Below are 25,444 nucleotides of genomic sequence, written 5' to 3' on the forward strand. Positions count from 1 at the left end.
CACCCGCGCTGATCCAGGTGTACGCCGTGCCGGACCGGCGGCGCGGGCCGCGCGTGGCTGCGCGTCCCGCGGGTTGGGCGAGTCGGCCGGCACCGGCGGGTCCCCGTCGGACGCTGTGGACCTGATGACGTAGACGGATCACCGGCGGGCCCATGCCCACAAACGGGTCTGGTCCGCCAGCCGATCCTCCGATGGGGCCTGTTCGGGGCCCGTCAGCGGCCGGCGTGAGGAGTCGGCGCGGCCGATGACGCCTTGGTGGCCAGCGTCAGCAGCTCGTCGACCGACCACTGGTCGTAGACGTGCTCGCCGTATCTGCTGGCCAGCACGCGGCCGTCGGGCGCGATCAGGAAGTCGGCGGGCAGCCCGAACCGTCCGCCGTGCGGGACGGCCGCCGGCGGGCGTTCCCGCCCCGACAGGACGGCCCACGAGCTGCGCAGCACCGCACGCAGGATGGGTGGCCAGGCACGCGGGTCGAGTAGCGAGCGCACCGACGGCTCGACACCGAACTCGCGGTAGAGCCCCCGGTCCGGGTCGGCGACCACCGCGAAGGGCAGGTCGTCGGTGTGCTCCCGCAGCTCGGCGGCGGGGGAGTGGAACACCACCACCTCGCGGACGCCCGCCGCCTCGATCTCGGCGTGCCGGCGGACGATCGACCGCAGGTGCAGGTGGCAGACCGGGCAGCCGGCGAACCGGCGGAACTGGAGATGGACCAGGCGTGCGGCGTCGGGGACGTCGACCGGCGGCCCGCCGACCGGGGTGAGCCGGCGAGCGGACACGGTCGAACCGGGGGCGAAGGAACGGGGCACGGCTGCCTCCCTGCCGTAGGCGTACGACGTACTCTTACGGGGTTAGGCTTACGCTGTACGCTGTCAAGGCCATGCCTCGCCCCCGCTCGCTCACCCCCGCCCAGCTCGCCTCGGCGGCACTCGCCGTCATCGACCGCGACGGGCTTCCCGCACTCACCATGCGCGCCGTCGCCGCGGAACTCGGCACCAGCCCGATGGCCCTCTACCGGTACGTCGCCGACCGCGACGAGCTGGAGGCGCTGGTCGTGGAGGAGGTCCTGTCCACCGTCGACACCGCCCCTGCGGCGGACGGGAGCTGGCCGGACCGGGTCGGTGTGATGGTCCGGCGGATGCGGCTCGCGGTGGGCCGGCATCCCGCCGTGGTCCCGTTGCTCCCCGTCCACCGGCACCGGTCACCGACCGTGTTGCGCTGGACCGAGGGCGTGCTCGGCGTCCTCGCCGAGGCGGGCTTCGTCGGCACCCGCCGGGTGGTCGCGCTGCGCGCCCTGCTCGCGTACGCCGTCGGTGCGATCCAGTTGGAACACCTCGGCCCGCTCTCGGGGCCGGGCACCACCACCATGGCGGCCCTGCCGGTGGGGGAGTTCCCGCACCTGGCCGCCACCGCCGCCGACGCCCGCCGGGTGGGGCCGGACGAGGAGTTCGGCGGCGGGCTCGACGTGCTGCTGCGCGGCCTGGCCGTCGACCCGGACTGACCGGGGCGACTCCGCCCGGCCGGCGGAGAGGACCGGCGGGCGCCGCGCCGGAGGCGTACCCCCGACGCGGCCCCCTGTGCCCGCCGGCCGGCCGGTCACCGCCCGGCGAACGCGGCCCAGCTCGGCGTCACCGGCTCGCGGCGCAGCGGCATGCCCGCCTCGGCCGGCGTCCGGTCGCCCTTGCGCTGGTTGCAGGCGTAGCAGGCGGCGGTGGTGTTCTTCCAGGCGTTCCGGCCGCCGCGTGAGCGGGGCAGGATGTGGTCGATGGTGCTGGCCGGGCCCCCGCAGTAGGCGCAGCAGCGGGCGTCGCGGCGCAGCACGCCGGCCCGGGACCAGGCCGGTCCGGCGTGGAACCGCCAGCGGGTGACCACGTACCGGACGAGGCGGACCACCCGGGGGACCGGGAAGACCCCGATCACCTGGTCCGGCTCGGCCTCGTGGATCTCGGCGACCCGGCGGCACAGCATCCGGATCGCGTGCTGGACGGTGACCCGGTGCAGCGGGCCGAGGTCGGCGTTGATGACGAGGACGGCGTCCACCGGGCTCTCCCTTCACGATCGGCGGCGGACCGGGCCGGGCAGCGAAAAGCCGCCCGGTCCGGCTGGGGACGGGCGGCTGGAACGCGTGCGCGCACGCGTCAGTCGGGCCTCCCGTCCCGGGGACCTTCGGCTCGGCAGCCGTCGGCGGACAGCGTCGACGGCACGCGGGTGACGTGCGCGTTCGTCATGCTGAACTCCCGATCCGGCGGCTGACCTTGCGCGATCACGGTAGGTCGGCGAGGGAGAGGGGGCAACGTATTTCGATCCGCTCCCCACCCGTCCCGGGTGTTGTTGCCGGCCGGCGCGGCCGGCGGACGGGGCGGTGGCGAGGGGCAGGTGGGTGCGGACGGGGGCCCGGTCAGCCGTCCGACGGCGGCAGACAGCGCCGTTCGCGGTCCGAGGCGGGCCAGACGTACTCCAGGTCGGCGGGACGTCCCCGCCGTGCGGGCCGGCATGCGCTCATGATCGGCGGGGCTGCGCCGGGTGCGACCGGCTGACTACGATCCGGTCATGGCGGAACCCCTGCGCGATCGCGCGCGCCGCGCGACCGGCTGGCGGTTACGGGTCAACGGCGAGACGCGGCCGCACTACGTGGTCTGCGGCAACGACCCGCTCGCCTACTGGGTGGTCAAGGCGCTGCTCGCCACCGAGCTGGCGCACGGCCGGGTACGCATCACCCTGGTCGTGCCCGAGCGCCGCCGCTCCGAGGGGCCGGACGGCCGCGACGTGGACGGCATCCAGGTGGTCCGGGCCGACCGGCTCGACGAGACCACCTTCCGCCGGGCCGGCCTGGCCGGGGCGGACGGGTTGGCCCTGCTGCACCAGGACGACGTGGGCAACATGCACGCCGCGCTCTGCGCGCAGGAGGTCGAGCCCCGGCTGCGCCTGGTGGTACGCATGTTCAACACCAGCCTGGCCAACGGCCTGCGTGAGCTCTTCCCCGACTCGGCGGTGCTCTCCGACGCCTCGATCGCCGCCCCGGCGTTCGTGGCCGCCGCTCTCGGTGAGGTCGCTCCCACGCACTTCCGGCACGCCGGGCGCACCCTCTACGTGGCCCGCCGCGAGGATGTCCGCCCCGGCGACGTCGTCTGCGGGCTGGCCGTCACCACGGACCCGGCCCTGGTCCGCGTGCTGCCGGCCGACGAGCCGGCGGCCGACGTGGTGCTCGCCGAGGCGACCGGCCAGCCGGCCGGCACCGAGCTGGCCGCCCGCCGGCTGGTCCGGGCCCGACGCCGGCGGCAACCGCTCGCGGTGCTGCTGCGGGCGGTCCGCAGCTTCGCCACCCGCAAGATCGGGATCGCGGTGATCGTGCTGCTGGCGGTGATCGCGGTGCTCGGCTGGCTGAACGCCCGCGCGGTCGACGTGAGCTGGACCGAGGCGCTCTACCTGACGCTGGTCACCACGCTCACCGGCCAGGACCCGGACGTCACCAAGCCGGCCGCCGCGCAGATCATGCAGGTGGTGCTCAACCTCGCCGGGCTGGCGCTGATCCCGCTGATCACCGCTGTGGTGGTGGACGGCATCGTCAACGCCCGGCTCGCCCTGCACGACGGCCGGATCCAGCCGGACCGCACCGGGCACGTCGTGGTGGTGGGGCTGGGCAACATCGGCACCCGGGTGATGGCCCAGCTGCGCGACTTCGGCGTGGAGGTGGTGGCGATCGACCGGACGGCCGAGGCGCGCGGCGCGTCGCTGGCCCGCCGGCTGGGCGTACCGCTGATCGTCGGGGACGCGGCCCGGGAGGAGACCCTGCGCTCCGCCTCCGTGGAGACCTGCCAGGCGCTGGTGGTGGTCTCCACCGACGACGGTGCCAACCTGCGCGCCGCGCTCAACGCCCGGGCGCTCAACGCCGAACTGCGGGTGGTGCTGCGGCTCTTCGACGGCGACTTCGCCGAGCGGATCCAGCAGGCGTTCGACATCGGCATCTCGCGCAGCGTGTCGTATCTGGCCGCGCCCGCGTTCGCGGCGGCGCTGCTGGACCGGGCGGTCATCGCCACCATTCCGGTCGACCGGCACGCGCTGCTGGTGGTGGAGGTGCCGGTGGTGGCCGGCGCGCCGCTGGACGGCCGGCCGCTGGCCGCCGTGGCCCGCCCGGGCGAGGTGCGCCTGCTCGCGCACACCCGGGCCGGGCAGCGGACGGACTGGTCCGCGGACCCGCGCATGGTGATCAACGCGGGGGACCGGCTGACCGTGGTGGCCCGGCGGGCCGGGCTGAGCGCGCTGCTGCGCGAGACCACCCCGCCGCCGTTGCCCCCGGGGCCGGACGGCGTGCCCGAGCCCCGAGGGCCGGAGGAATGACCGACTTCACCGCCCGGTTGCTGGCTTCTCCACGAACTGGTCACGGTCACCGGGGGCGGTGGCGGACGGCGTACCAGGCGGCGCCGAGGGCGAGCACGCCGAAGCCGGCGAGCGCGCTGGCCGGGGGCAGGCTGACCGCGAGCACCAGGCAGCCGACGAGCCCCGCCACGGCCAGCGCCTGTACCGGCAGCTTCCGGGCCGGGTCGCGGCCGAGAGTGAGCGCCGACGCGTTGGCGATGGCGTAGTAGACCAGCACCGTGCAGCTGGAGAAGCCGATCGCGCCGCGCACGTCGCCGAGCGCGACCACCACGATCACCACGGCGGCCACCGCCAGCTCCGCGCGGTGCGGCACCCGGTGGACGGGGTGCACCGCGGCCAGGGCGCCGGGCACGTCCCGGCGGCGGGCCATCGCCAGCAGGGTCCGGCCGACCCCGGCGACCAGGGAGAGCAGCACCCCGGTCACCGCGACGGTCGCCCCGGCCCGGACCACCCAGGCGAGGCCGGGCAGTCCGGCGGCGGTCACCACGTCGACCAGGGGCGCGGCGGATCCGGCCAGCCGGTCGGCCCCGAGCACGCCGACCGCGACGACGGCGATGAGCAGGTAGACCGCCAGCACCACGCCGAGGGCCAGCGGCACCGCCCGGGGGATGGTCCGCTCCGGGTCGCGTACCTCCTCGCCGAGGGTGGCGATCCGGGCGTACCCGGCGAAGGCGAAGAAGAGCAGCCCGGCCGCGGTGAGCACCCCTCGGGCGGACCCACCGGACTCGGTGAGCCGGTCGAGCCGGACGTCGCCGGCCGCCAGCCCGGCCACCGCGACCAGGGCCAGCACGGCCAGCACCAGCACCACCAGCACCTTCGTGGTGGCGGCGGTCTTGCCGATGCCGCGCAGGTTCACCGCGGTCACCGCGACCACGGCGGCGACGGCGACGAGCCGGGCCTGCCCCGGCCAGAGGTACGCCCCGATGGTCAGCGCCATCGCCGCGCAGCTCGCCGTCTTGCCGACCACGAACCCCCAGCCGGCCAGGAAGCCGGCGAACGGGTTGAGCCGCTCCCGCCCGTAGACGTACGTGCCGCCCGACTCCGGGTAGCGCGCGGCCAGCCGGGCCGAGCTGGTCGCGTTGCAGAAGGCGATGAAGCCGGCCACCGCCAGCGCGACCAGCAGCCCGCCGCCGCCCGCCGCGGCGGCAGCCGGGGCGAAGACCACGAAGACGCCCGCGCCGAGCATCGACCCCAGCCCGATCACCACCGCGTCGGGTACGCCCAGCCGTCGCCTCAGTCGCTCCATCGGCGCAGGCTAGATGACCGAGGTGAACGGACGGTCCCAACCGCGCAACCAGCCGGGAAGCGGCAGGTCGTCCCACGGCACCCGGTGCAGCAGCCGGTCCAGCAGCAGCCCGAGCAGCAGCCCGGCGACCGAGTCGGTCAGCCAGTGCCAGCCCAGGTAGGTGGTGGTGGTCAGTACGACCAGCGGCGGCGCCACCCGGACGACGGTGACCAGCCAGCCCGGCACGGTACGGCCGAAGCCGCGCAGCAGCGGCGCGATCAGCAGCGCCAGCACGCCGTACCAGACGATCGCGTTGGCGACGTGGCCCGACGGGTAGGACTGTGCGTAGCCGACCGGCAGGTCGTGCTGGAACAGCGGCAGGGTCTGCTCGGGCGGCAGGAACGGCTCCTTGACGCTCGCGCTGGGGGCGGGGCGGGCGGTCCAGACCTTGAGCGGGCCGATGGTCAGGTAGGTCAGCGCGAAGGCGGCCACCGGGGGCAGCACCGGGCGGACCGAACGCAGCCGGACCGCCAGCAGCACGCCCAGCCCGGCGGCGAGGAGCGTCAACGGAGTGCCCTGGCCGAGGTAGTTGAACACCCGCGCCACCCAGTACGCCGCCGCCGGCCGGTGGTCCGCGGCCCAGTCGGCCACCGCGCGGTCGACGGCGAAGAGGTGGCCGGTGGCGAGCGCCACGGTCAGCCCGACCAGCCCGGCCAGCAGCAGCGCGTCCCACCACCAGCCGGCGGGCCGTACCCGCCGTGGCCGGGCCGCGCCGCGTACCGTCGTGGTCTCCCGCACGCGATCACGCTACCGGCCCCGGGCGGCGGCCGGCCGGCGCGGGCCGTGGTGGCTGTGTGCCGAGCCACGAAGGGAAGCGTTCGGCGGGGGCACTCCGCACACTTGTCCCCGTGCGGATCACTTCGGCCCTCGTCGACCCGGCGCTGCTCGACCTCCCGTGGTCGACGCCGTTGGAGCAGTGGCCTGCCCGTCACCTGGTGGCGCTGCCGCAGGGCATCTCCCGGCACATTGTCCGGTTCGTCCGGCTCGGCGATTACGTGTACGCGGTCAAGGAGACCGGCGAGCGGGTCGCCGAGCGGGAGTACGACCTGCTCCGCGCGCTGGAGCGGATCGACTTCCCGTCGGTGGAGGCGATCGCGATCGTGGCCGACCGGCAGAGCGACGACGGTGAGCCGCTCGACCCGGTGCTGATCACCCGGCACCTGCAGTTCTCGCTGCCGTACCGGGCGCTCTTCTCGCACACCCTGCGCCCGGAGACGATGGGCCGGCTGCTCGACGCGCTCGCCGCGCTGCTGGTGCGGATGCACCTGACGGGGTTCTTCTGGGGCGACTGCTCGCTGTCGAACACGCTCTTCCGTCGGGACGCGGGCGCGTTCGCCGCCTATCTCGTGGACGCGGAGACCGGGGCGTTGCACCACTCGCTCTCGAACGGCCAGCGCGGCGAGGACCTGGAGATCGCCCGGGTCAACATCTTCGGCGAGGCGCTGGACCTCCAGGCCGCCGGGCTGCTGCACGAGTCGATCGACCCGGAGGTGGTCTGCGAGGAGGTCGTGCAGCGCTACGAGCGGCTCTGGCACGAGATCACCTACGAGCAGCAGGTCGAGCGGGAGGCCCGGCACGACATCGAGCGGCGTATCCGCCGCCTCAACGAGATGGGCTTCGACGTCGCCGAGGTGGCCATGTCGACGGTCGACAACGGGCGGTACCTGGTCCGCCCGAAGGTGGTCGACGCCGGCTACCACACCCGGCGGCTGCTCCGGCTGACCGGCCTGGACGCCGAGGAGAACCAGGCCCGCCGGCTGCTCAACGACCTGGACGCCTACCGGGTGGAGAGCGACCTGACCGACGAGCAGCAGGCGGCCCACCGCTGGCTGACCGAGGTCTTCGAGCCGGTGGTCCGGGCGGTGCCGGCGCACCTGCGTCGCAAGCTGGAGCCGCAGGAACTCTTCGCGCAGATCATCGAGCACAAGTGGCTGCTCTCCGAGCAGGCCGGCCGCGACGTCGGCATGGGCCCGGCGGTGCAGTCGTACCTGGCCGACGTGCTGGTGCACCGCCCCGACGAGCAGGCCGTGCTGGGCGTCGAGGTGCCCACCGCAGGCTGACCTCCACCGGGCCCGGCCCGCCCGGTTCGGCGGCTCCGGCCCGGGCGGTCGGCGGCTTCGGCCGGGGGTGTGGGTGGTGCCGCGTCCTTTGGAGCTGACGTCGTAGACGATTCGCGCCGGCGACCGTGTGCCACCTGATCCACCCGGTCTCGCCGGTATGGCGGTGTCCGGGTCAGGGGATGCCGCCACACCGGCGAACGGGAGTGCATTCCGTGGGGGACGGCGGGTGATGCGTCTACGACATCAGCTCCAAAGGGAGCCGAGGGGGTATGTCGCCCCAGGCCCGGGGCGTCACTCCGGCCAGGAGCCGCCGCGCCGAGGGCGTCACTCCAGCCAGGATCCGCCGCGCATCACCCGGACCACGTTCAGCTCGTCGTCGAGCACGACGAGGTCGGCGCGGAGCCCGACCTGGAGCGAGCCGACCCGGTCGCCGAGGCCGATCGCGCGGGCCGGGGTGGTGGCCACCATGCGGGCCGCGTCGGCGATCGGGATGCCGGCGGAGACGGCGTGCCGCAGCGCGGCGTCCATGGTCAGGGTGCTGCCGGCGATCGAGCCGTCGCGGGCGAGCCGGGCCACCCCGTCGGCCACGGTGACCGCCTGGCCGCCCAGCTCGTACTCGCCGTCGGGCATCCCGGCCGCGGCCATCGCGTCGGTGATCAGGGCGGCCCGCTCCGGGCCGGCGGTCGTGGTGGCGAAGGTGAGCATGCCGTCGTGCAGGTGCACGCCGTCGGCGATCAGCTCGCACACCACGTTCGGGGCGTCCAGCAGGGCGACGACCGGGCCGGGCTCGCGGTGGTGCAGCGGCCGCATGCCGTTGAACAGGTGGGTGCCGACGCTCGCGCCCGCCGCCACGGCGGAGCGGGTCTCGTCGTACGTGGCGTCGGTGTGGCCCACCGCGGCGACCACGCCGTGCGAGGTGAGCAGCTTGATCGCGTCCAGCGCGCCGGCCCGCTCCGGGGCCAGCGTCACCATCCGCACCGCGCCCGCGCCCAGCTCGATCAGCTCGGTCAGTTCGTCGGTGGCGGGGTCGCGGAGGTACTCCGGGTTCTGCGCGCCGCAGCGCGCCGCCGACAGGTACGGCCCCTCGAAGTGGACGCCGGCCAGCACCCCCTCGCGCGCCAGCGGGGCGAACGCGGCGGTCGCGGCCCGCATCAGGTCGAACGGGGAGCTGACCAGGCTGGCCAGCAGGGTGGTGGTGCCGTGCCGCAGGTGGAAGGCGGCGGCCTCGCGGGCGGCGTCGGCGTCGCCGGTGGTGAAGGTGTGCCCGCCGCCGCCGTGGGTGTGCATGTCCACGAAGCCGGGCACGATCCAGTGCCCGTCCCGCTTCGCCGGGTACTCGGCGACCGCGGTGATCCGGTCCCCGCTGATCTCCACGCACCCCTGCCGGACCACGCCGGTCGGGGTCACCACCTTGCCGGTCACCCGCAGGGCCATCACTACTCCAGTCTGTCGAGGGCGAGCAGGGCGGCGCCGAGGCAGCCCGCCTCGTCGCCGAGGGCCGCCGGGACCAGCCGCGGCTCCCGGTGGAAGGTGATCCGTTCCCGCAGCGCCGCCCGCAGCGGGTCGAACAGCCGCGTACCGGCCCGGGCCAGTCCGCCGCCGATCACCATGGTCTCCACGTCGTAGAGCGCCTGGGCGGTGGCGAGCCCGTCGGCGAGCGCCTCGACGGCCTCCCCCCAGACCCGCCCGGCCAGCTCCTCACCGGCCGCCGCCCGGTCGGCCACCTCGGCGGCGGTCAGCGGCGTGCCGGCAAGTTCGGTGTACCGGCGGCCGATGGCCGAGGCCGAGGCCATTGCCTCCAGGCAGCCGGGCCGTCCGCAGCCGCAGCGCGGTCCGTCGGGGCGTACCTGGATGTGGCCCAGCTCGCCGGCGGCGCCGTGCGCCCCGGCGGCGGCCGACCCGCCGACCACGTGGGCGGCGGCGATGCCGGTGCCGACGGCGACGAAGAGGACATGCCCGACCCCGCGGCCGGCGCCGAGCCGGCTCTCGGCGAGGCCGCCGACGCGCACGTCGTGGCCGAGCGCGGTGGGCAGTCCGAGCCGCGTCCGGGCCAGCTCCCGCAGCGGTACGTCCCGGAAGCCGACGTTGGACGACCAGACCGCCACCCCGGCGAACTCGTCCACCAGCCCCGGCACCCCGATGCCGCAGGCGATCGGGGTGAGGCCGTCGGCGCGGGCCTTGCCGGCCAGCCCCTCGGCCACGTCGAGGATGGTGTCCAGCACGGCGGCCGGGCCGCGCTCCGCGCCGGTGGGGTGCCGTTCGGCGTGCACCACGTCGCCGTCCGGGCGGACCAGCGCGCACTTCATCCCGGTGCCGCCGACGTCCAGCGCGACGACGACCGGCGCACCGTCGGGGGCGTCGGTCACGCGAGGACCACGGAACGGCTCAGGTGTCGGGGCGCGTCCGGGTCGAGGCCGCGGCTGGTGGCCAGGGCGACCGCGAAACGCTGGGCGAGGATCAGGTCGGCCATCGGGTCGACCGGGGTACGCCCCGCCGCCCAACTGCCCAGCACGGTGTGGCAGCCGTGGTGGCGGCTGTGCACGAAGGCCGCGCCGGTGGCCGCGACGTCCTCGGGCAGGCCGTCGGGGAGCGCGCCGAACGCCCAGACCAGCCGGCCGGGGGCGGCGATCGAGATGGGGCCGTGCCGGTAGTCCATCGCCGGGTACGCCTCGGCCCAGAAGGTGGCCGCCTCGCGGCACTTCAGCGCGGCCTCCTGCGCCAGCCCCACCGTCCAGCCCCGGCCGAGGAAGGTGGCCTGCCCGATGCGGGCCGGGTCGATCGGCAGCGGGGCCCGGACGGTCACCTCCGCGTCGGCGGCGAGCGCCTCGACGTTGTCGCCGAGGTGGGCGCGGAGCAGCGCCAGGGCGGTGGTGGCGAAGCGGGTCTGCACCACCGACCGCTCGTCGGCGAAGGGCATGGTCACCGCCGCGTCGGCCAGCCCGGTGGCGGGGGAGGCGGGGTCGCCGACGAGGACCGTGGTGGGGGTCTGCCCGCGCAGCGCGGCGAGCAGGTCGAGCACCTCGGTGGTGGTGCCGGAGCGGGTGATCGCGATCAGCCGGTCGTAGCGGCGGCCGGTGGGGAACTCGCTGGCCTGGAAGGCGTCGGTCTCGCCGTGGCCGGCACGCTCGCGCAGGCCGGCGTACGCCATCGCCATGAACCAGGAGGTGCCGCACCCGACGACGGCGACCCGCTCACCGGGGCGGGGGAGGTCGGCGGTGACGGTGCCGGCGAGCTGTGCCGCCTCCCGCCAGCAGTCGGGCTGGCTCGCGATCTCCGCGTCGACGTACGCCATGAGAACTCCTCGCACAGGGCGGTGCGCAATACGGCTCATTACGGCCGTCTTTCGCGCGTTATTCTGCGCGAACCGGGTGGCCGTGGCAACCGGCTCCCAGATCGCGCAGCTGGTGGTTTTGCGCCCTCGCAGTTTCGCGCACTACTGTGCACGCAATCAATCACCGTTCGTGCAGAGTCAACGGAGGCCCCCCGGTGGACCGGTACGCCAGATGGAACGCTCTGCTCGAGATGCTGACCGACAGCGGCCGGGTCAGCGTCGAGGAGGCGGCCGAGCGGCTGGACGTCTCGCAGGCCACCATCCGGCGTGACTTCGACCAGCTCGCCCAGCAGCAGATGATCACGCGTACCCGGGGCGGCGCGGTCGCCAACGGCGTCTCGTACGACCTGCCGCTGCGCTACAAGACCGCCAAGCACTCCGCCGAGAAGCAGCGGATCGGCGCGGCCGCCGCCGCCCTGGTCTCCCCGGGCACCGTGGTCGGCCTCAACGGCGGCACCACCAGCACCGAGGTCGCCCGCGCCCTGGCCGTCCGTCCCGACCTGAACACCAGCGCCGAGGGCGCCCAGCTGACCGTGGTCACCAATGCGCTGAACATCGCCAACGAGCTGCTGGTCCGGTCCCGGATGAAGGTCGTGGTCGCCGGCGGGGTGGTGCGCCCGAAGTCGTTCGAGCTGGTCGGCCCGCTGGGTGGGGCGCTGCTGCGCGAGGTCACCCTGGACGTCGCCCTGCTCGGGGTGGACGCGGTCGACCCGCAGCTCGGCGCCGCCGCCCACCACGAGGGCGAGGCGGCGATGAACAACCTCATGGTGGCCCGCGCCAAGCGCGTGGTGATCATCGCGGACTCGTCCAAGTTGGGCGGGCACGCCTTCGCCCGGATCTGCCCGGTGGACCGGGTGGAGACGCTGGTGACCGACTCGGGCGCGCCGACCGAGGTGGTGGAGGCGTTCCGCGCCGCCGGGGTCACCGTCATCTGCGCCTGAGTCCCTCGTTGGTACACCGTCGGTAGCGGATCGGCGCCCCGATGCATACCGGGTATTGCCGAACAGGGCATACCGAGTATGGTGACCGCTGTCATAATGCCACCAATCGGGGGAGGCGCAGCTTGTCGGCTGTCCTGGAGATCGAAGGCCTACGTAAGACGTACAAGAGCCGCCGGCGGGGCACCCGCAACGCGCTGGACGGCTTCGACATGCGGGTCGAGGCCGGTCAGGTGCACGGCTTCCTCGGCCCGAACGGGTCGGGCAAGACCACCACCCTGCGGACCCTGCTCGGCCTCATCCGGCCCGACGGCGGCCGGATGACCATCCTCGGGCACGAGGTGCCCGCGGCGCTGCCCACCGTGGCCGGTCAGGTCGGCGCGATCGTGGAGAGCCCGCAGTTCTTCCCGCACTTCTCCGCGCGGGACACCCTGTCGCTGCTCGCCGGCGCCGGCGAGGTGCCGGTCGCCCGGGTCGACGAGGTGCTGGAGCTGGTCGGCCTGCGCGACCGGGCCGGCGAGCGGGTCAAGACGTACTCGCTGGGCATGAAACAGCGGCTCGCCGTCGCCTCGGCCCTGCTCAAGAACCCGAAGCTGCTGATCCTCGACGAGCCGGCCAACGGACTCGACCCCGGCGGCATCCGGGAGATGCGCACCCTGATGCGCACCCTCGCCGAATCCGGGATGACCGTGGTGCTCTCCAGCCACATCCTCGGCGAGATCCAGCTCATCTGCGACTCGGTCACCATCATCTCGCTGGGCCGGCGGGTCGCCTTCGGCCCGGTCGACCAGGTGCTCGCGGCGCACTCGCACGGCGCGGTCCGGGTCCGGCTGGAGGCGGCCGAGGACCTGGCCGCCGCCGCCGACCTGCTCGACCGGGCCGGCGTGCCGGTGACCCGGCACCCCGACCACCTGATGCTCGCCGGCGTGGACAAGCCCGCCTCGGTGAGCCGGCTCCTCGCCGAGCAGCACCTGTACGTCAGTGAACTGGCCCCGGTCGCGGTGGACCTGGAGAGCGTCTTCCTGGAGCTGACCGCCACCGCGCCGGTGCCCGGTCAGCACCGCCAGGTCGACCAGTCCACGAAGGTCGGTGGGTCGGAGCAGGCCGGCACCGCCGGAGGAGGTTGGGGAGCATGAGTCTCTACCGTACGGAGCTGCGCCGGCTGATCAAGCGGCGCTTCACCCGCTGGATGACCCTGGCCGGGGTGCTGGTGCTGCTGGCCGTGCTCGCCGGCGTCTTCCTGACCAATCACAAGATCGGTCCCGCCGAGCAGGCCCGCGCCGAGCGCCAGGCGGAGCAGCAGTACCAGGAGCAGGTGCGCCGGGCCCAGCAGGAGCGGACCGCCTGCGAGCAGGCCAAGGCGGCCGGTACGCCCAACACCGACCGCCGGTTCCCGCCGGAGTGCGAGGTGATCAGCCCACCTCCCCGCGACGTGATCGAGGCGAAGTGGTTCCTCCCGTCCACCTTCGACTTCCGGGCCAGCTTCGAGGCGACTCTCATCCCGTTCGCGGCGATCCTGGCGCTGGTCGGGTTCGTCGTCGGCGCCTCCTTCGTCGGCGCCGAGTGGAGCACCGGCGGGATGATGAACCTGCTGCTCTGGCGGCCGAAGCGGCTCACCGTACTGCTGACCAAGTTGGCGGCGCTGCTGACCGGCCTGCTCACCCTGACCCTGACCTCGGCGGTGGTCTGGACGGCCGGGTTCTGGCTGGTCGGCACCTTGCGCGGCACCACCGCGAAGATGACGGCCGGGGCCTGGCAGTCCTTCGCGCTCACCGGGCTGCGGGGCCTGCTGCTGGTGCTGGCCGCCGCGGCGATCGGCTTCGCGCTGGCCTCGCTGGGCCGGCACACCGCGATGGCCCTCGGCGGGGCGATCGCGCTCGCGGTGGTGGGCCAGTTCGGCGTCGGCATCCTGCTCAGCATGGCCAACGTGCGGTTCGTGGAGGCGTGGCTGCTGCCCACCTACGCGTTGGCCTGGATGCAGAAGAAGGTGACCCTGGAGAACTGGCAGTCCTGCAACAACGCCTCGTACTTCGGGGAGTGCAAGCCGGAGACCCTCGACATCACCTGGCAGCACTCGTCGACCCTGCTGGTCGTCGGGTTGGTCCTGATGCTCGGGGCGGCCTTCTGGACGATGCGGCGGCGCGACATCTCCTGACCGCCGGCCGGGTCCCGCGCCACCGCGCGGGGCCCGGCGGCGTCGGGTGCGTCGGGCAGCGGCCCTGGCTACGCTGAGGTCCCCCGGTCGGCGTAGCCGTTGCCGGCCGTGCTGAGTGAGGAGCGACCATGCCCGCCGACGCGTCCGCGGCCGCCACCGACCGGCCGGAGCCGCCCGGGCGGGCCAGCACCGACGAGCGGCCCGGCGCCGTCGTCCCTCCGCCGCGCGGCGCTCCGCCGGTGGAGGACGCCCCGGAGCCCGTCGACGCCGCGACCGTCCCCGCCGACGTGACGGAGCCCGATGGGCCGCCCGTGGGTACGTCGGGCGAACCGGTGCCCGCGCAGCGCGCGCCGGCCGACCCGGCCACGGCGGACACCCTGACCGAGCGCGAACAGCGGATCCTCGCCTTCGAGCAGCAGTGGTGGAAGCACGCCGGGGCCAAGGAGCAGGCCATCCGGGACACCTTCGGCCTCTCCGCCACCCGCTACTACCAGCTGCTCAACGCCCTGCTGGACCGGCCCGCCGCGCTGGCCGCCGAGCCGGTGCTGATCGGGCGGCTGCGCCGGCTGCGCTCCTCGCGGGCCCGCAACCGTCGGCGCTGATCAACGCTACCGTGGGTGACCGCGACCTGCCGTAAGGTTCATCCGGCCCCCGCAGCCCGGGGGAACGGGCATGGCACCGGCCGGGCCGGGTAGCCGGGCCTGGGACGACGGCGAGGGGAGCGGGGCTGATGGCGGGACCGGAGGCGCGACACCCGGCGGGGCACACCGTGCGGACCGTCGGCGAGGCGTACGCGATGCGGGTCCGGTCCGCCTCGGTGGCCGCGCCGGGCCGCCTGGAGAACGAGGACGTCGTCTTCCGGTTCGGCCCGCTGGTGGGCGTGCTCGACGGGGCCACCGTGCCGGACGGGTTCGACACCGGGTGCGTGCACGGACCGGCGTGGTTCGTCCGCCACCTGGCCGCCCGGATCGGGCTGGCCGTCGCCGCCCGGCCGGCGGCGACCCTGGTGAGCAGCCTCGCCGCCGCGCTGCTGGCGGTCCGCGCCGACCACGGCGACGCCTGCGACCTGGACCATCCCGGCACCCCGTCGGCGACCGTCTGCCTGCTGCGGGAGGGTGCCGACGAGGTCGACCACCTGGTGCTCTGCGACAGTCCGCTGGTCCTCGACGTCGGCGGCCGGGTCGAGGTGGTCTCCGACGACCGGCTGGACACCGCGATGGCCGATCTGCGCCGGATCGTGGCGGGACTGCCGGCCGGGGAGGTCGACCCGGAGACCCGGTTCCGGCAGGCGGTGCAGGTGCAGCGGGAGCGGATGAACCGCACCCACGGCTACTGGGTGGCCGCGGCGGACCCGGACGCCGCGTACCACGCGGTCACCGGCACGCTGCCGCTGTGCGGACCGGACGCGGTACGCCGGGCGGTGCTGCTCTCCGACGGCGCGTCCAGCATCGTCGAGGAGTTCGACCTCCTCGACTGGGCCGGGCTGCTCGACGTGGTGACCGCGCACGGGCCGGGCGCGCTGATCGAGCGGGTACGCGCCGCCGAACGCGACCATCCGGAGCGGCTGCGCCGGCACAAGCGCGCCGACGACGCCTCGGCGGTGTTCTGTGAGTTCCCGCCACGGACGTGACCGGTCGCCGCTCGGCCCGGCGCGGACCCGGCCGTCGCGCCGTTGACAGCGGAGCGTGACGCAGAACACCCCGATGGGACGACCGGCCGGTCCCTCCCGCCGGAGAGCCAATCGCGGCCCAAAAGGGTGGACGACCGGCGGCGGTCCCGGCAGACTGCGGCACTGTGACGGGTGCGGTACGACTGGAGCAGGTGAACGAGCAGAATCTGGAGCCGTTGCTCTCCGTAGCGGTGGCCGAGGCGGAACCGGGTGACGTGATGCCCCCGGTCGAGGCGCCGGCCGGCTGGTCGGCGGCCCGTCGGGAGGCGTTCCGGGAGTTCCACCGGGCCAGCTTCGCCGGCCTGGACGGCCCCACCCGCACCCGCATGTACGCCATCGTCGGCGGCGGCGAGGTGGTCGGCATGGTGCGGATGAGGCGCTGCGAGGAGCCCGGGGTGGTGGAGACCGGGATGTGGCTCGGGCGCTCGGCCCGGGGTCAGGGCCTCGGCGTCGGCGCCCTGCGGGAGTTGCTCAACGAGGCCGCGGCGGCCGGCATGCGTGCCGTCGTCGCGGACACCACCCGCGACAACATCGGGGCCGTCCAGGTGTTGAAGAAATGTGGCGCCAAATTGCTGGAAAATGGCGACGAGGTGCACGCCAGAATCTGCCTCGACGCCATTCCGCCGGCATTGTGACAATTCTTCGCGAGGTTTGATCCTTTCCGCGTCCTTGCTGTTCAAGGCGCTTCGCTTGCCCGATTTGCGGCTTGATCGGTCGATCTGCGACACCCTTCCCGGACGTCGGTAATCGCCCTGGAAGCTGCGTGGAAATGTTTTGCGGATGGGCCTGCGGGTACTGCCGGCCGGGTCCGCCGATACGGGACGTCCCGATCGCGGGCCTGCCGTGCGCATTTCCCCGGTTGCTGGTTTCCGGCCTTCGGTGGATCGGGTCTCCGACCCACCGGGGAGTGAAGGAGAACCGATGAAGAGCGGAATGCGGGTCGGTCTCGCGGTCGTCCTCGGATACGTCCTCGGCAGGCGGAGGAAACTGCGTACGGCTCTGACCCTGGCCGCCGCCGTCGCCGTCGGGCGGGCCAGCCGCGATCCCGGCCAGCTGCTCGAGCGCGGCGGTGACCTGCTGAGCTCGTCCCCCCAGCTGGCGAACCTCGCCAAGCTGCGCGGTCCGCTCGCCTCGGCCGGCAGGGCCGCCGCGACCGCCGCCGCCGGCAGCGGCATCGACGCCATCAGCGGCAAGCTGCGCGGTGGCGCGGACGCCCTGCGCCGCAGGTCCGGCGGGGGTGGTGGTGGCGACGGCCAGCGGTCCGCGCCCGACGAGGAGGAGGAACTGGGCGACCAGCCGGAACCGGACGGCCACGACCGGGGCGCGGACCCGGCGGCGTCGACGCGGGGGTGGTGACCATGGCGGCGAACGGCCCCGGCGCCCTGGCCGGTCGGGCGAAGGAGCAGCTCGGCGCCGACCTCCGGGACCTGGCGTCCGCGATCGGCGAGCGGGCCGTCGCGGTGGTCAGCGAGCGGATCACCGGCGTCACCGGACGGCTCAGCGAGTACGCCCGGTCCGGTGGCGGCCCCGGCCTGGTCGCCGCCGCCACCGGCGCGCAGAAGCTCGCCGAGGGCCACTCCCCGGTGAAGGCCATGTTCCATGCCGGCCTGGCCGGCGGTAGGGAGAAGGTGATGTCGGCGTTCGGTGGTGGCGGCGGCAAGGGCCGCAAGGGCGGCAGGAAGCTCAAGGTCACCAACGTCGTCGAGACGATCGAGGTCGGCGTGCCGGTCCGGGTCGCCTACAACCAGTGGACCCAGTTCGGCGGCTTCCCGAGCTTCATGAAGAAGGTCGAGCGGGCGGGGAACGACTCCGACGAGAAGATGACCTGGAAGGCGCAGGTCTTCTGGTCGCACCGGACCTGGGAGTCGACCATCGTCCGGCAGGTCCCGGACCGGCTCATCCACTGGCGGTCCAGGGGCGGGAAGGGATCGGTGGACGGCACCGTCAGCTTCCACGAGCTGACTCCCGACCTGACCCGCATCCTGGTCGTTCTGGAGTACCACCCGCAGGGGCTCTTCGAGCACACCGGCAACCTCTGGCGGGCCCAGGGCCGGCGGGTCCGGCTGGAACTGAAGCACTTCGTCCGGCACGTGATGACCAGCACCGTGCTCGACCCCGACTCCGTCGAGGGCTGGCGCGGCGAGATCGAGGACTCCCAGGTGGTCAAGGACCACGAGACCGCGCTCCGCGAGGAGCAGGAGCAGCGGGGCCGGGCCGCCGAGCGCGTCCGCCGTCGCCCGCCGGTGCGCCGCCGGCACGCGGAGGACGAGTACGCCGCGTACGACGAGGGCGAGGACTACGACGAGGGGTACGCCGAGGAGGAACCGGGGGAGGAGCCGCCCCCGCCGCGCCCCGGAGGCGCCCCGACGGCCCGTGGTCCGTCGTCGGCGGGAGGAGCGTGACGAGGGATGACCATCGCGACGACCAGCGGGGGCGAACAGCCCGGCAGCGCGCTGGAGCGTGGCGGCAGGGGCGGCGGCATTCCGCCGACGTGGTGGAGACTCGGCCCCCTGGGCCCGCTGCTGCCCACCGACTGAGCGGAGCGGCGGCGTGAGCCATCGCGAGCGCGATACCTCAGAGTCATATTGATACCTCTGCGGTATCACGCTCCCGGGGAACATGCGCCGGGGCGCCGGGGCGCCGGGGCGCCGAAACGCCGGGGCGCCGGGGCGCCGGGACGCCGCGGTCAGCGGGCCGCCTGCTTCTCCGCGTACGCGGCCAGCCAGGTCACCTGCGCCGGGTCCAGCGACGGGCGGACCCGCCGCCGGGCGGTCGCCACGTGCGCGGCGGTGACCGTGGACGCGGTCAGCGACTCGCGCATCGCGGCCAGCGCCGCCTCCCGGACCAGCGCCGCGCAGTCCGCGGCCGAGAAGCCGTCCAGCTCCCCGCCGAGCGCGGCGAGGTCCACGTCCGGCGCGAGCGGCACGGTCCGGGCGGCGGCGCGCAGGATCTCCGTCCGGGCGGGGCCGTCCGGCGGCGGCACGTAGACCAGCCGTTCCAGCCGGCCGGGGCGCAGCAGCGCCGGGTCGACCAGGTCCGGCCGGTTGGTCGCGGCGACCACCACCACGTTGCGCAGCGCCTCCACCCCGTCCAGCTCGGTGAGCAGCGCGGCGACCACCCGGTCGGTCGTACCCCCGTCGCTGGCCTGACCGCGCACCGGGGCCAGCGCGTCCACCTCGTCGAGGAAGATCAGCGTGGGCGCGGCCTCGCGGGCCCGGCGGAACAGCTCGCGGACCGCGCGTTCGCTCTCCCCGACCCACTTGGAGAGCAGCTCCGCACCCTTGACCGACAGGACGTTCGCCCGGCCCGAACCGGCCAGCGCGGTCACCAGGTATGTCTTGCCGCACCCGGGTGGGCCGTAGAGCAGCACGCCCCGGGGCGGCTGCACGCCCAGCCGGGCGAAGGTGTCCGGGTAGGTCAGCGGCCAGAGCACCGACTCGGTGAGGGTCTGCTTCACCTCGACCAGGTCGCCGACGTCGTCCAGGGTCACCGAGGCCAGCTCCAGGGTGGACGCGGCCATCGTGGTCGGCCGGACCACCTCCAGCGCCGCTGTGAAGTCGGCCATCGCCACCGTCGGCCGCTCGGCGGCCTTCTGCCGCAGGGCCGCGCGCACCCCGGCCTCACGGACCAGCGCGGCCAGGTCGGCGGCGACGAAGCCGGGGGTACGGCCGGCCACCTCGTCCAGTCGCACGTCCTCGGCCAGTGGCACCTGCCGGGTCAGTACGGTGAGCTGCTCCCGGCGCAGCGCCGGGTCGGGCAGCGGCACGGTGATCCGCAGGGAGAGCAGGTCCGGGGCGCGCAGCGCCGGGTCGACCGCCTCGGGACGGGAGGTGGTGCAGACCACCGCCGCCCCTGCGCGGACGGTCTCGGCGAGCACCTGCCGGAACACGGTGGCCAGCGGGCCCGGTTCCTCGGCCGGGGCCAGCGCCTCCACGTCGGTGACCAGCAGCACGGCCGGTCCGCCGGCGCGTACGTCGGTGGCGGCCTCGCGGAGCCGGCGGGCCGCCGCGTCGTTGCTCAGCGCGGCCAACTCGGGTGCCCAGAGCGGGCGCACCCGCGCGCCGACAGCGGCCGCGACCGCCCGGACCAGCGCCGACTTGCCCGAGCCGGCGGGCCCGCTGAGCAGCACGCCGAGCGAGACGGTGGTGCCGAGCCGGCCCAGCACCTCGCGGTGGTGGAAGCCGAGGTCGAGCAGCTCGGTCAGCTCCTCGGCCTGGGTCCGCAGCCCGGGCAGCTCGTCCACGTGCGGCGCCTCGTCCGCGGCGACCCTCCCGCTGTCGGCCGGTCCGCTTTCGCCGGGTCCGGCGGAGGCGGTGGGTGCGGGGTGGCCGCCCGGCCCCGAGCCGGGCGCGAGCCGGGCCGTCGTGGGGCGGGCCGGCCCCGGGGAGCCGTGGGTGGCCGCGCCGTGCTCCCAGCCGACCACGGTGTCCATGGTGACCAGCGCGCCCGCGCCCGGCTCGGCGTCGACGACGGAGAGCAGGGTGCTCGTCCAGGCGTACCCGACGGTGTTGGCGAGGCTGCGCCGTGCGGCCTCGACCAGGCTGCGTACCGAGGCGTCGGGGAGCACGTCCTGCGGCAGCAGGGAGACGTCGTCGCCGGGGGTGACCATCTTGCCCAGCAGGGCGAGCCGCAGCATCTCCGGCGACACCGCGGCGACCACCGACACCGGGCCGCTGAGCAGCACCCGGCGGGCGGGGACCACCTGCGCCGGGGCGACCGTCACCCGACCGCCGTCGCGTAGCCCCAGGTTGCCCAGCATCAGGTCGTCGGCGTAGAGCAGGGCGGCGCTCGCGGTCGGCTCGGCCGACGCCACGATGCCGGCGGTCACCCGCCGGCCGGCCAGCCGGACCGGGTCGCCGGGGCGCAGCGCGAGCGCGGTCAGCACCTCCGGGTGCAGCCGTACGATGCCCCGCCGGGCGTCCAGCGCGGCTGGCCGCAGGCTGGCGGTGAGGGTCAGGTCCGGTTCGGCCACCGCCCGACAGTAGCGGCCTTCGGCCCGCCCGGCCGTCATGCTCACCCGTCGCCGGTGAGCAGCGACGGGTCCCGGCGGATCAGCTCGGCCAGCCGGGCCGCCTGGTCGGTGCCCGCGTCGCCCCGGCCGGACGGCCACACCGGCCCGGTGTTGCTCGTCGATCGGACGAACCGGACGGACGTACGGAGGATCCCAGCCAACGCTCAGGAATCGCGCCGTACCGTGAGCCACATGAGATCACCGCTGTCGGCCGCGCGGCTGCGACGCGTCCTGGCCAGCCGGCGCCGGGTCGCGGTCGCGTCGGTGGTCGTCGTGCTGCTGGCCGTCGCCGCCGTCTGGGCGGCCCGACCGGCCCGGCCCGGTTTCCGTACCGAGTCCGCCCTGGTCACGGTCCGTTCCGGACCGGCCGGCGACCAGCCGGTCGAGCTGGACACCACGCTCTGGCTGCCCGACGACGCCTCGGCCGACCGCAAGGTGCCGGCGGTGCTGCTGGCGCACGGCTTCGGCGGGACGAAGGACTCGGTCCGGTCCGACGCCGAGGACCTGGTCACCCGCGGCTACGCCGTGCTGACCTGGACCGCGCGGGGCTTCGGCCGCAGCGGCGGCGAGATCCACCTGGACCACCCCGACTACGAGATCCGGGACGCCCAGCGGCTGCTGGACCGGCTCGCCGAGCGACCGGAGATCCGCACCGACGCCGCCGGCGACCCCCGGGTGGGCGTGGTGGGCGGCTCGTACGGCGGCGGCCTGGCCCTGCTCCTCGCCGCCCAGGACCGGCGGGTCGACGCGATCGTCCCGATGATCACCTGGAACGACCTCTCCCGTGCCTTCCTCCCGGAGAGCACCGGCCGGCCGGCCACCGACGGCGTGTTCAAGAAGGGCTGGGCCGGGATCTTCTTCGGCGGCGGCGGCAACACCGGCTCCGGGCCGGCCGGGCTCTCCGGCACCTCGGCCGCGCAGCCGGAGGGCGCCCCCGCCTCCGCCGGACCGCCCAGCCCGGGGCCGGGCGCGGGGCCGGGCACCGGTCCGGGGCGCGGGCCGGCGCCGGCCGCCGACCCGTCCTGTGGCCGGTTCGCCGCCGACGTCTGCGCCGCGTACCTGCGGATCGCCACCACCGGTCGGGCCGACCAGGCGGCGGTGGACCTGCTCCGCCGCTCCTCCCCGGCCGGCGTCCTCGACCGGATCAAGGCGCCGGCCCTGCTGGTGCAGGGCGAGGCGGACAGCCTCTTCCCGCTGACCGAGGCGGACGCCAACGCGCGCGGCATCGCCGCCGCCGGCACCCCGGTGCGGGTGGCCTGGTTCACCGGCGGCCACGACGGCGGTGCTGGGCCGACCAGCGACTCCGACCGGGTGAAGTTCCTGACCGCGCAGTGGCTCGACCACTACGTCAAGGGCGAGGGGGCGGCCCCCGGCGACGACTTCACCTTCTCCCGGATCGCCGGCTTCGACGCCCTCGACCGGGGGCTCGTGGCCACCGGCTACCGCACCGCCGACTACCCCGGCGTCACCGGGACCGCCCGGCGTGAGGTCGAGGTCACCGGCCCGGCGCAGCCGATCGCCAACCCGCCGAACGGCAACCCGGCCGCGATCTCGTCGGTGCCCTTCGCCGGCGCGCTCGGCTCGCTGCTCGGCGGGGTGGCCGGCGACGTTCCCGGCCAGCACGCCCGGTTCGAGTCGGCCCCGCTGGACGACGCGGTGGACGTCGCCGGGTCGCCCACCTTCTCGCTCCGGGCGGCCTCGCCGACCGGCGAGGCGGTGCTCTTCGTCAAGCTCTACGACGTCGACCCGCAGGGCGCCGCGACGCTCCCCGACGGCCTGGTCGCCCCGGTTCGGCTGACCGGCCTGCCGAAGACCGTCGACGCCGCGCAGCCGGTCACCGTCACGTTGCCGGCGATCGTCCGCCGGATCGAGGCCGGGCACCGGCTGCGGGTCGTGGTCGCCACGTCCGACCAGGCGTACACCACGCCGGTCGAGCCGAGCGTCTACACGGTGGCCGCGGGCGGCACCCCGGTCGGCCTGCCGACGGTCGACGCCGAGCCGATCCCCACCACCGCCACCGTCTGGCGATGGGTGCTGGTCGGGCTGCTCGCCGCCATCGCGGTCGGGCTCGCCGTGGTCGTCGCCGTCGTCCGCCGCCGGCAGCGCCGCCAGGACAGCTCCGTCCACCCGGAATACGCGGGCGTCCCGCTCGCCGTCCGCCAGCTCCGCAAGGAGTACGCCGACGGCTTCGTCGCCGTCTCCAACGTGGACTTCGAGGTGCACCCCGGTCAGGTGGTCGGCCTGCTCGGGCCGAACGGCGCGGGCAAGACGACCACCCTGCGGGTGCTGATGGGGCTGACCCAGCCCACCGCCGGCGAGATCTACGTCTTCGGGCATCGGCTGGTGCCCGGCTCGCCGGTGCTGTCGCGGATCGGCGCGCTGGTCGAGGGGCCCGGGTTCCTGCCGCACCTGTCCGGGCTGGAGAACCTGAAGGCGTACTGGCGGGCCACCGGGCGGCCGGCGGTGGACGCCCACTTCGAGGAGGCCCTGGAGATCGCCGGCCTGGGCGACTCCGTACACCGGCGGATCAAGAACTACAGCCACGGCATGAAGCAGCGGCTGGCCATCGCGCAGGCCATGCTCGGCCTGCCCCAGCTGCTGGTGCTGGACGAGCCGACCGACGGGCTCGACCCGCCGCAGATCGCCGAGATGCGCCGGGTGCTCCAGCGGTACGCCACCGACGGCCGCGCGGTGCTGGTCTCCAGTCACCTGCTCGCCGAGGTGGAGCAGACCTGCACCCACGCGGTGGTCGTCAACAAGGGCCGGATCGTCGCCTCCGGGCCGGTCGAGGACATCGTCGGCGAATCGCCGAGCGTGCTGTTCGACGTGACCGACCCGGCCGCCGCGCGGGTCGTGCTGGACCGCCTGGAGGGGGTCCGGGTGCTGCCTGACGGCGACGGGGGCCTGGTGGTGGACACCAATGGCACCGCGCGCAGCGAGGTGGTGGCGGAGCTGGTCCGGGCCGGGATCGGGGTGGACCGGGTGGTGCCGCGGCGTCGCCTGGAGGACGCGTTCCTCGCCCTGGTGGGCGAGAACTCTCGGGGAAGCGGGGACCGGTGATGGCGGGCTCATCCATCGACGTGGCGGGTCCGGGTGCCCCGGGCCCGGTCGGCCCGGGCGGGGCGGCCGCCGGTTACCGGCCGTCGGCGACCCTGCCGTTCGCGGCCGAGTTCCGCCGGCAGGCGTCGCGGCGGCGTACCCAGCTGGCGCTGGGGTTCATGGTGGCGCTGCCGCTGATCATCCTGATCGCGTTCCAGTTCAACTCCGGCAACGAGGACCGGAACCGGAACAACGAGTTCGGCAGCCTGGTCGACCTGGCCGTCTCGGGTGGGCTGAACTTCACCCTCTTCTCGATCTTCGTCTCGTCGTCGTTCCTGCTGGTCGTGGTGGTGGCGCTGTTCTGCGGGGACACCGTGGCCAGCGAGGCGAGCTGGGGCAGTTTGCGCTACCTGCTGGCGGTGCCGGTGCCCCGGTCCCGGCTGCTCGCGGTGAAGCTGCTGGTCGCGCTCGCGTACTCGGCGCTGGCCCTGCTGCTGCTCGCCGGCACCGCCCTGCTCGCCGGCACCCTCCGGTACGGCTGGGCGCCGCTGCGCAGTCAGGTCGCCGCCGAGCTGGCTCCGGGCGAGGGGCTGCTGCGGCTGCTGGCGGTGCTCGGCTACCTGGCCGTCGTCCTGCTGGTGGTGGCCGGGCTGGCGTTCCTGCTGTCGGTGAGCACGGACGCCGCGCTCGGTGCGGTCGGCGGCGCGGTGCTGCTCTGGATCCTCTCCAGCATCCTGGACCAGATCACCGCGCTCGGCGGGCTGCGCGACTTCCTGCCCACCCACTACAGCTCGGCCTGGCTGGGGCTGCTCTCCACCCCGGTGCAGACCGACGACGTGGTGCGGGGCGCGATCTCGGCGGTGAGCTACGCGACGGTCTTCTGGGGGCTGGCCTTCTGGCGCTTCACCCGCAAGGACGTCACCAGCTGACCGCCTCACCGGCCGGTGCGCACCCGCCGTCGTGGCCGGCCGGGTGTCGGCAGCGGCCGGGTCCGTCGAGCCGGGCGTCGCACCAGACCCGGGTACGGACGGACTGGCGGTCCTCCTCGGAGATGGTCGTCTCGCCGAAGTCGATGGCGAGCACGTGGCCGAGGGAGCGGCGCAGCGCCATGGCCAGGGCGGCGACGTCGTCGACCCGGGTCAGCGTGGTCGGCAGGTGAATGATCCAGTGCGGTTCGTTCACCGGGGCCACCGGCTGTTCGGGGTCGCTGTGGTGTGCCGGCAGTCGGTGTGCCGGGACTGCCACTGGCGCAGCGCCTGCCGGATGCGTTCGCCCTCGGTGTTGGCGGTGACCAGGTCGCGGCTGAGTCGTTCCAGTTCGTCGGCGAGCCGGTCCAGGTAGGCGTACACCTGGTCGGGGTCGAGGCCCCGCCACCGGCGGGTGCCGAAGGTGGCGACGCGGACGTGCTGCGGGAGTAGACGCTGCATGGCTCGGTAGATCACGGCTGTCTCAGCTTTCCGATTTCGCCGGGTGGCGGCACCGGGGCGGGCGGGGTCGACCGGAACGACCGCGCGTGGCGTGCTGGCCGGAGCCCGGCACCCGCCCCGGGCCCTTCTCCTTCTCACGGGCGTCCGCGAGCAGG

At 74.7% G+C, this 25,444-nt stretch carries 25 protein-coding genes; 14 read left to right on the forward strand and 11 right to left on the reverse strand.

Features of this window, described 5'->3' with window-relative positions; genetic code table 11:
* Positions 1 to 212: 212 nt before the first annotated feature.
* A complete protein-coding gene (locus tag AB0I41_RS11430) occupies positions 213 to 806 on the reverse strand; it encodes a peroxiredoxin-like family protein (RefSeq protein ID WP_357105032.1) in 594 nt (197 codons plus the stop codon).
* 71 nt (positions 807 to 877) lie between these two features.
* Between AB0I41_RS11430 and AB0I41_RS11435 the strand changes: the two genes are divergently transcribed.
* Positions 878 to 1,498, forward strand: coding sequence for a TetR/AcrR family transcriptional regulator C-terminal domain-containing protein (locus tag AB0I41_RS11435; RefSeq protein WP_357105035.1), 621 nt, complete (start codon positions 878 to 880; stop codon positions 1,496 to 1,498).
* 95 nt (positions 1,499 to 1,593) lie between these two features.
* Here the strand turns inward: AB0I41_RS11435 and AB0I41_RS11440 are convergent, their stop codons facing one another.
* Positions 1,594 to 2,037, reverse strand: coding sequence for an HNH endonuclease (locus AB0I41_RS11440; protein ID WP_357105038.1), 444 nt, complete (start codon positions 2,035 to 2,037; stop codon positions 1,594 to 1,596).
* Between the two features lie 510 nt (positions 2,038 to 2,547).
* On the opposite strand from AB0I41_RS11440, the gene AB0I41_RS11445 reads away from it, so the two are divergent.
* On the forward strand, positions 2,548 to 4,335 hold the full coding sequence (locus AB0I41_RS11445; RefSeq protein ID WP_357105040.1) for an NAD-binding protein: 1,788 nt from the start codon (positions 2,548 to 2,550) through the stop codon (positions 4,333 to 4,335).
* Between the two features lie 46 nt (positions 4,336 to 4,381).
* On the opposite strand, the gene AB0I41_RS11450 is transcribed toward AB0I41_RS11445, so the two are convergent.
* Both AB0I41_RS11450 and AB0I41_RS11455 read right to left on the reverse strand, forming a co-directional pair.
* A complete protein-coding gene (locus tag AB0I41_RS11450) occupies positions 4,382 to 5,620 on the reverse strand; it encodes an APC family permease (protein WP_357105043.1) in 1,239 nt (412 codons plus the stop codon).
* Positions 5,621 to 5,629: 9 nt separating this feature from the next.
* Entirely contained in the window at positions 5,630 to 6,397 is a 768-nt protein-coding gene (locus tag AB0I41_RS11455) for a phosphatase PAP2 family protein (RefSeq protein WP_357105045.1), read from the reverse strand.
* Positions 6,398 to 6,453: 56 nt separating this feature from the next.
* Between AB0I41_RS11455 and AB0I41_RS11460 the strand changes: the two genes are divergently transcribed.
* Positions 6,454 to 7,719 carry a DUF4032 domain-containing protein gene (locus AB0I41_RS11460; RefSeq protein ID WP_357105047.1) on the forward strand — a complete coding sequence of 422 codons (1,266 nt, stop codon included), beginning with the start codon at positions 6,454 to 6,456 and terminating at the stop codon, positions 7,717 to 7,719.
* Between the two features lie 324 nt (positions 7,720 to 8,043).
* Here the strand turns inward: AB0I41_RS11460 and nagA are convergent, their stop codons facing one another.
* From nagA to AB0I41_RS11475, 3 genes are read right to left on the reverse strand one after another with little or no spacing between them, the layout of a single operon-like run.
* On the reverse strand, positions 8,044 to 9,153 hold the full coding sequence (gene nagA, locus AB0I41_RS11465) for an N-acetylglucosamine-6-phosphate deacetylase (RefSeq protein ID WP_357105050.1): 1,110 nt from the start codon (positions 9,151 to 9,153) through the stop codon (positions 8,044 to 8,046).
* A 2-nt stretch (positions 9,154 to 9,155) separates the two neighbouring features.
* A complete protein-coding gene (locus tag AB0I41_RS11470) occupies positions 9,156 to 10,085 on the reverse strand; it encodes an ROK family protein (protein ID WP_357105053.1) in 930 nt (309 codons plus the stop codon).
* On the reverse strand, positions 10,082 to 11,011 hold the full coding sequence (locus AB0I41_RS11475) for a sugar isomerase (protein ID WP_357105055.1): 930 nt from the start codon (positions 11,009 to 11,011) through the stop codon (positions 10,082 to 10,084). The genes AB0I41_RS11470 and AB0I41_RS11475 overlap by 4 nt, the downstream gene beginning before the upstream one ends.
* Before the next feature lie 194 nt (positions 11,012 to 11,205).
* On the opposite strand from AB0I41_RS11475, the gene AB0I41_RS11480 reads away from it, so the two are divergent.
* The 9 genes from AB0I41_RS11480 (at position 11,206) to AB0I41_RS11520 (ending at position 18,349) form a co-directional block, all read left to right on the forward strand.
* A complete protein-coding gene (locus tag AB0I41_RS11480) occupies positions 11,206 to 11,991 on the forward strand; it encodes a DeoR/GlpR family DNA-binding transcription regulator (RefSeq protein ID WP_357105057.1) in 786 nt (261 codons plus the stop codon).
* A gap of 122 nt (positions 11,992 to 12,113) precedes the next feature.
* Positions 12,114 to 13,124: an ATP-binding cassette domain-containing protein gene (locus AB0I41_RS11485; protein ID WP_357105060.1), complete on the forward strand. Its 1,011-nt coding sequence runs from the start codon at positions 12,114 to 12,116 to the stop codon at positions 13,122 to 13,124.
* Positions 13,121 to 14,143, forward strand: a complete 1,023-nt coding sequence (locus AB0I41_RS11490) for an ABC transporter permease subunit (RefSeq protein WP_357105063.1) — start codon at positions 13,121 to 13,123, stop codon at positions 14,141 to 14,143. Before AB0I41_RS11485 ends, AB0I41_RS11490 begins: the two co-directional genes overlap by 4 nt.
* A gap of 128 nt (positions 14,144 to 14,271) precedes the next feature.
* A complete protein-coding gene (locus tag AB0I41_RS11495) occupies positions 14,272 to 14,745 on the forward strand; it encodes a DUF3263 domain-containing protein (RefSeq protein ID WP_357105066.1) in 474 nt (157 codons plus the stop codon).
* 128 nt (positions 14,746 to 14,873) lie between these two features.
* On the forward strand, positions 14,874 to 15,773 hold the full coding sequence (locus AB0I41_RS11500; protein ID WP_357105068.1) for a hypothetical protein: 900 nt from the start codon (positions 14,874 to 14,876) through the stop codon (positions 15,771 to 15,773).
* A gap of 164 nt (positions 15,774 to 15,937) precedes the next feature.
* The gene (locus AB0I41_RS11505) at positions 15,938 to 16,447 is read left to right on the forward strand and encodes a GNAT family N-acetyltransferase (RefSeq protein ID WP_357105071.1); all 510 of its coding nucleotides are present in this window, start codon (positions 15,938 to 15,940) and stop codon (positions 16,445 to 16,447) included.
* Between the two features lie 286 nt (positions 16,448 to 16,733).
* On the forward strand, positions 16,734 to 17,168 hold the full coding sequence (locus tag AB0I41_RS11510) for a hypothetical protein (RefSeq protein WP_357105074.1): 435 nt from the start codon (positions 16,734 to 16,736) through the stop codon (positions 17,166 to 17,168).
* A 2-nt stretch (positions 17,169 to 17,170) separates the two neighbouring features.
* Positions 17,171 to 18,214, forward strand: a complete 1,044-nt coding sequence (locus AB0I41_RS11515) for an SRPBCC family protein (protein WP_357105077.1) — start codon at positions 17,171 to 17,173, stop codon at positions 18,212 to 18,214.
* A gap of 6 nt (positions 18,215 to 18,220) precedes the next feature.
* A complete protein-coding gene (locus AB0I41_RS11520) occupies positions 18,221 to 18,349 on the forward strand; it encodes a hypothetical protein (protein ID WP_357105080.1) in 129 nt (42 codons plus the stop codon).
* A gap of 149 nt (positions 18,350 to 18,498) precedes the next feature.
* On the opposite strand, the gene AB0I41_RS11525 is transcribed toward AB0I41_RS11520, so the two are convergent.
* Both AB0I41_RS11525 and AB0I41_RS11530 read right to left on the reverse strand, forming a co-directional pair.
* A complete protein-coding gene (locus AB0I41_RS11525; RefSeq protein ID WP_357105082.1) occupies positions 18,499 to 20,784 on the reverse strand; it encodes an AAA family ATPase in 2,286 nt (761 codons plus the stop codon).
* Between the two features lie 41 nt (positions 20,785 to 20,825).
* Complete coding sequence (locus AB0I41_RS11530; RefSeq protein WP_357105084.1) at positions 20,826 to 20,984, reverse strand: hypothetical protein; 159 nt, start codon at positions 20,982 to 20,984, stop codon at positions 20,826 to 20,828.
* A 31-nt stretch (positions 20,985 to 21,015) separates the two neighbouring features.
* On the opposite strand from AB0I41_RS11530, the gene AB0I41_RS11535 reads away from it, so the two are divergent.
* Both AB0I41_RS11535 and AB0I41_RS11540 read left to right on the forward strand, forming a co-directional pair.
* Positions 21,016 to 23,883, forward strand: a complete 2,868-nt coding sequence (locus AB0I41_RS11535) for an alpha/beta fold hydrolase (RefSeq protein WP_357105087.1) — start codon at positions 21,016 to 21,018, stop codon at positions 23,881 to 23,883.
* Positions 23,883 to 24,791: an ABC transporter permease subunit gene (locus tag AB0I41_RS11540; protein ID WP_357105090.1), complete on the forward strand. Its 909-nt coding sequence runs from the start codon at positions 23,883 to 23,885 to the stop codon at positions 24,789 to 24,791. Before AB0I41_RS11535 ends, AB0I41_RS11540 begins: the two co-directional genes overlap by 1 nt.
* Here AB0I41_RS11540 and AB0I41_RS11545 read toward each other — a convergent pair.
* Together AB0I41_RS11545 and AB0I41_RS11550 are read right to left on the reverse strand one after the other, a co-directional pair.
* Entirely contained in the window at positions 24,781 to 25,053 is a 273-nt protein-coding gene (locus AB0I41_RS11545; protein WP_357105092.1) for a hypothetical protein, read from the reverse strand. The genes AB0I41_RS11540 and AB0I41_RS11545 overlap by 11 nt on opposite strands.
* Positions 25,041 to 25,289 carry a DivIVA domain-containing protein gene (locus AB0I41_RS11550; RefSeq protein ID WP_357105094.1) on the reverse strand — a complete coding sequence of 83 codons (249 nt, stop codon included), beginning with the start codon at positions 25,287 to 25,289 and terminating at the stop codon, positions 25,041 to 25,043. Before AB0I41_RS11550 ends, AB0I41_RS11545 begins: the two co-directional genes overlap by 13 nt.
* Between the last annotated feature and the right edge of the window lie 155 nt (positions 25,290 to 25,444).

Origin of the sequence: Micromonospora sp. NPDC050200 (assembly GCF_040656135.1) — a bacterium.
Taxonomy (GTDB): Bacteria; Actinomycetota; Actinomycetes; order Mycobacteriales; family Micromonosporaceae; genus Micromonospora.

Coding starts and splice junctions, on each gene's coding strand:
- AB0I41_RS11445 (WP_357105040.1), top strand. CDS start 2,548: ATGGCGGAACCCCTGCGCGATCGCGCGCGCCGCGCGACCGGCTGGCGG.
- AB0I41_RS11520 (WP_357105080.1), top strand. CDS start 18,221: ATGACCATCGCGACGACCAGCGGGGGCGAACAGCCCGGCAGCGCGCTG.
- AB0I41_RS11495 (WP_357105066.1), top strand. CDS start 14,272: ATGCCCGCCGACGCGTCCGCGGCCGCCACCGACCGGCCGGAGCCGCCC.
- AB0I41_RS11450 (WP_357105043.1), bottom strand. CDS start 5,620: ATGGAGCGACTGAGGCGACGGCTGGGCGTACCCGACGCGGTGGTGATC.
- nagA (WP_357105050.1), bottom strand. CDS start 9,153: ATGGCCCTGCGGGTGACCGGCAAGGTGGTGACCCCGACCGGCGTGGTC.
- AB0I41_RS11490 (WP_357105063.1), top strand. CDS start 13,121: ATGAGTCTCTACCGTACGGAGCTGCGCCGGCTGATCAAGCGGCGCTTC.
- AB0I41_RS11540 (WP_357105090.1), top strand. CDS start 23,883: ATGGCGGGCTCATCCATCGACGTGGCGGGTCCGGGTGCCCCGGGCCCG.
- AB0I41_RS11510 (WP_357105074.1), top strand. CDS start 16,734: ATGAAGAGCGGAATGCGGGTCGGTCTCGCGGTCGTCCTCGGATACGTC.
- AB0I41_RS11550 (WP_357105094.1), bottom strand. CDS start 25,289: ATGCAGCGTCTACTCCCGCAGCACGTCCGCGTCGCCACCTTCGGCACC.
- AB0I41_RS11515 (WP_357105077.1), top strand. CDS start 17,171: ATGGCGGCGAACGGCCCCGGCGCCCTGGCCGGTCGGGCGAAGGAGCAG.
- AB0I41_RS11535 (WP_357105087.1), top strand. CDS start 21,016: ATGAGATCACCGCTGTCGGCCGCGCGGCTGCGACGCGTCCTGGCCAGC.
- AB0I41_RS11435 (WP_357105035.1), top strand. CDS start 878: ATGCCTCGCCCCCGCTCGCTCACCCCCGCCCAGCTCGCCTCGGCGGCA.
- AB0I41_RS11500 (WP_357105068.1), top strand. CDS start 14,874: ATGGCGGGACCGGAGGCGCGACACCCGGCGGGGCACACCGTGCGGACC.
- AB0I41_RS11475 (WP_357105055.1), bottom strand. CDS start 11,011: ATGGCGTACGTCGACGCGGAGATCGCGAGCCAGCCCGACTGCTGGCGG.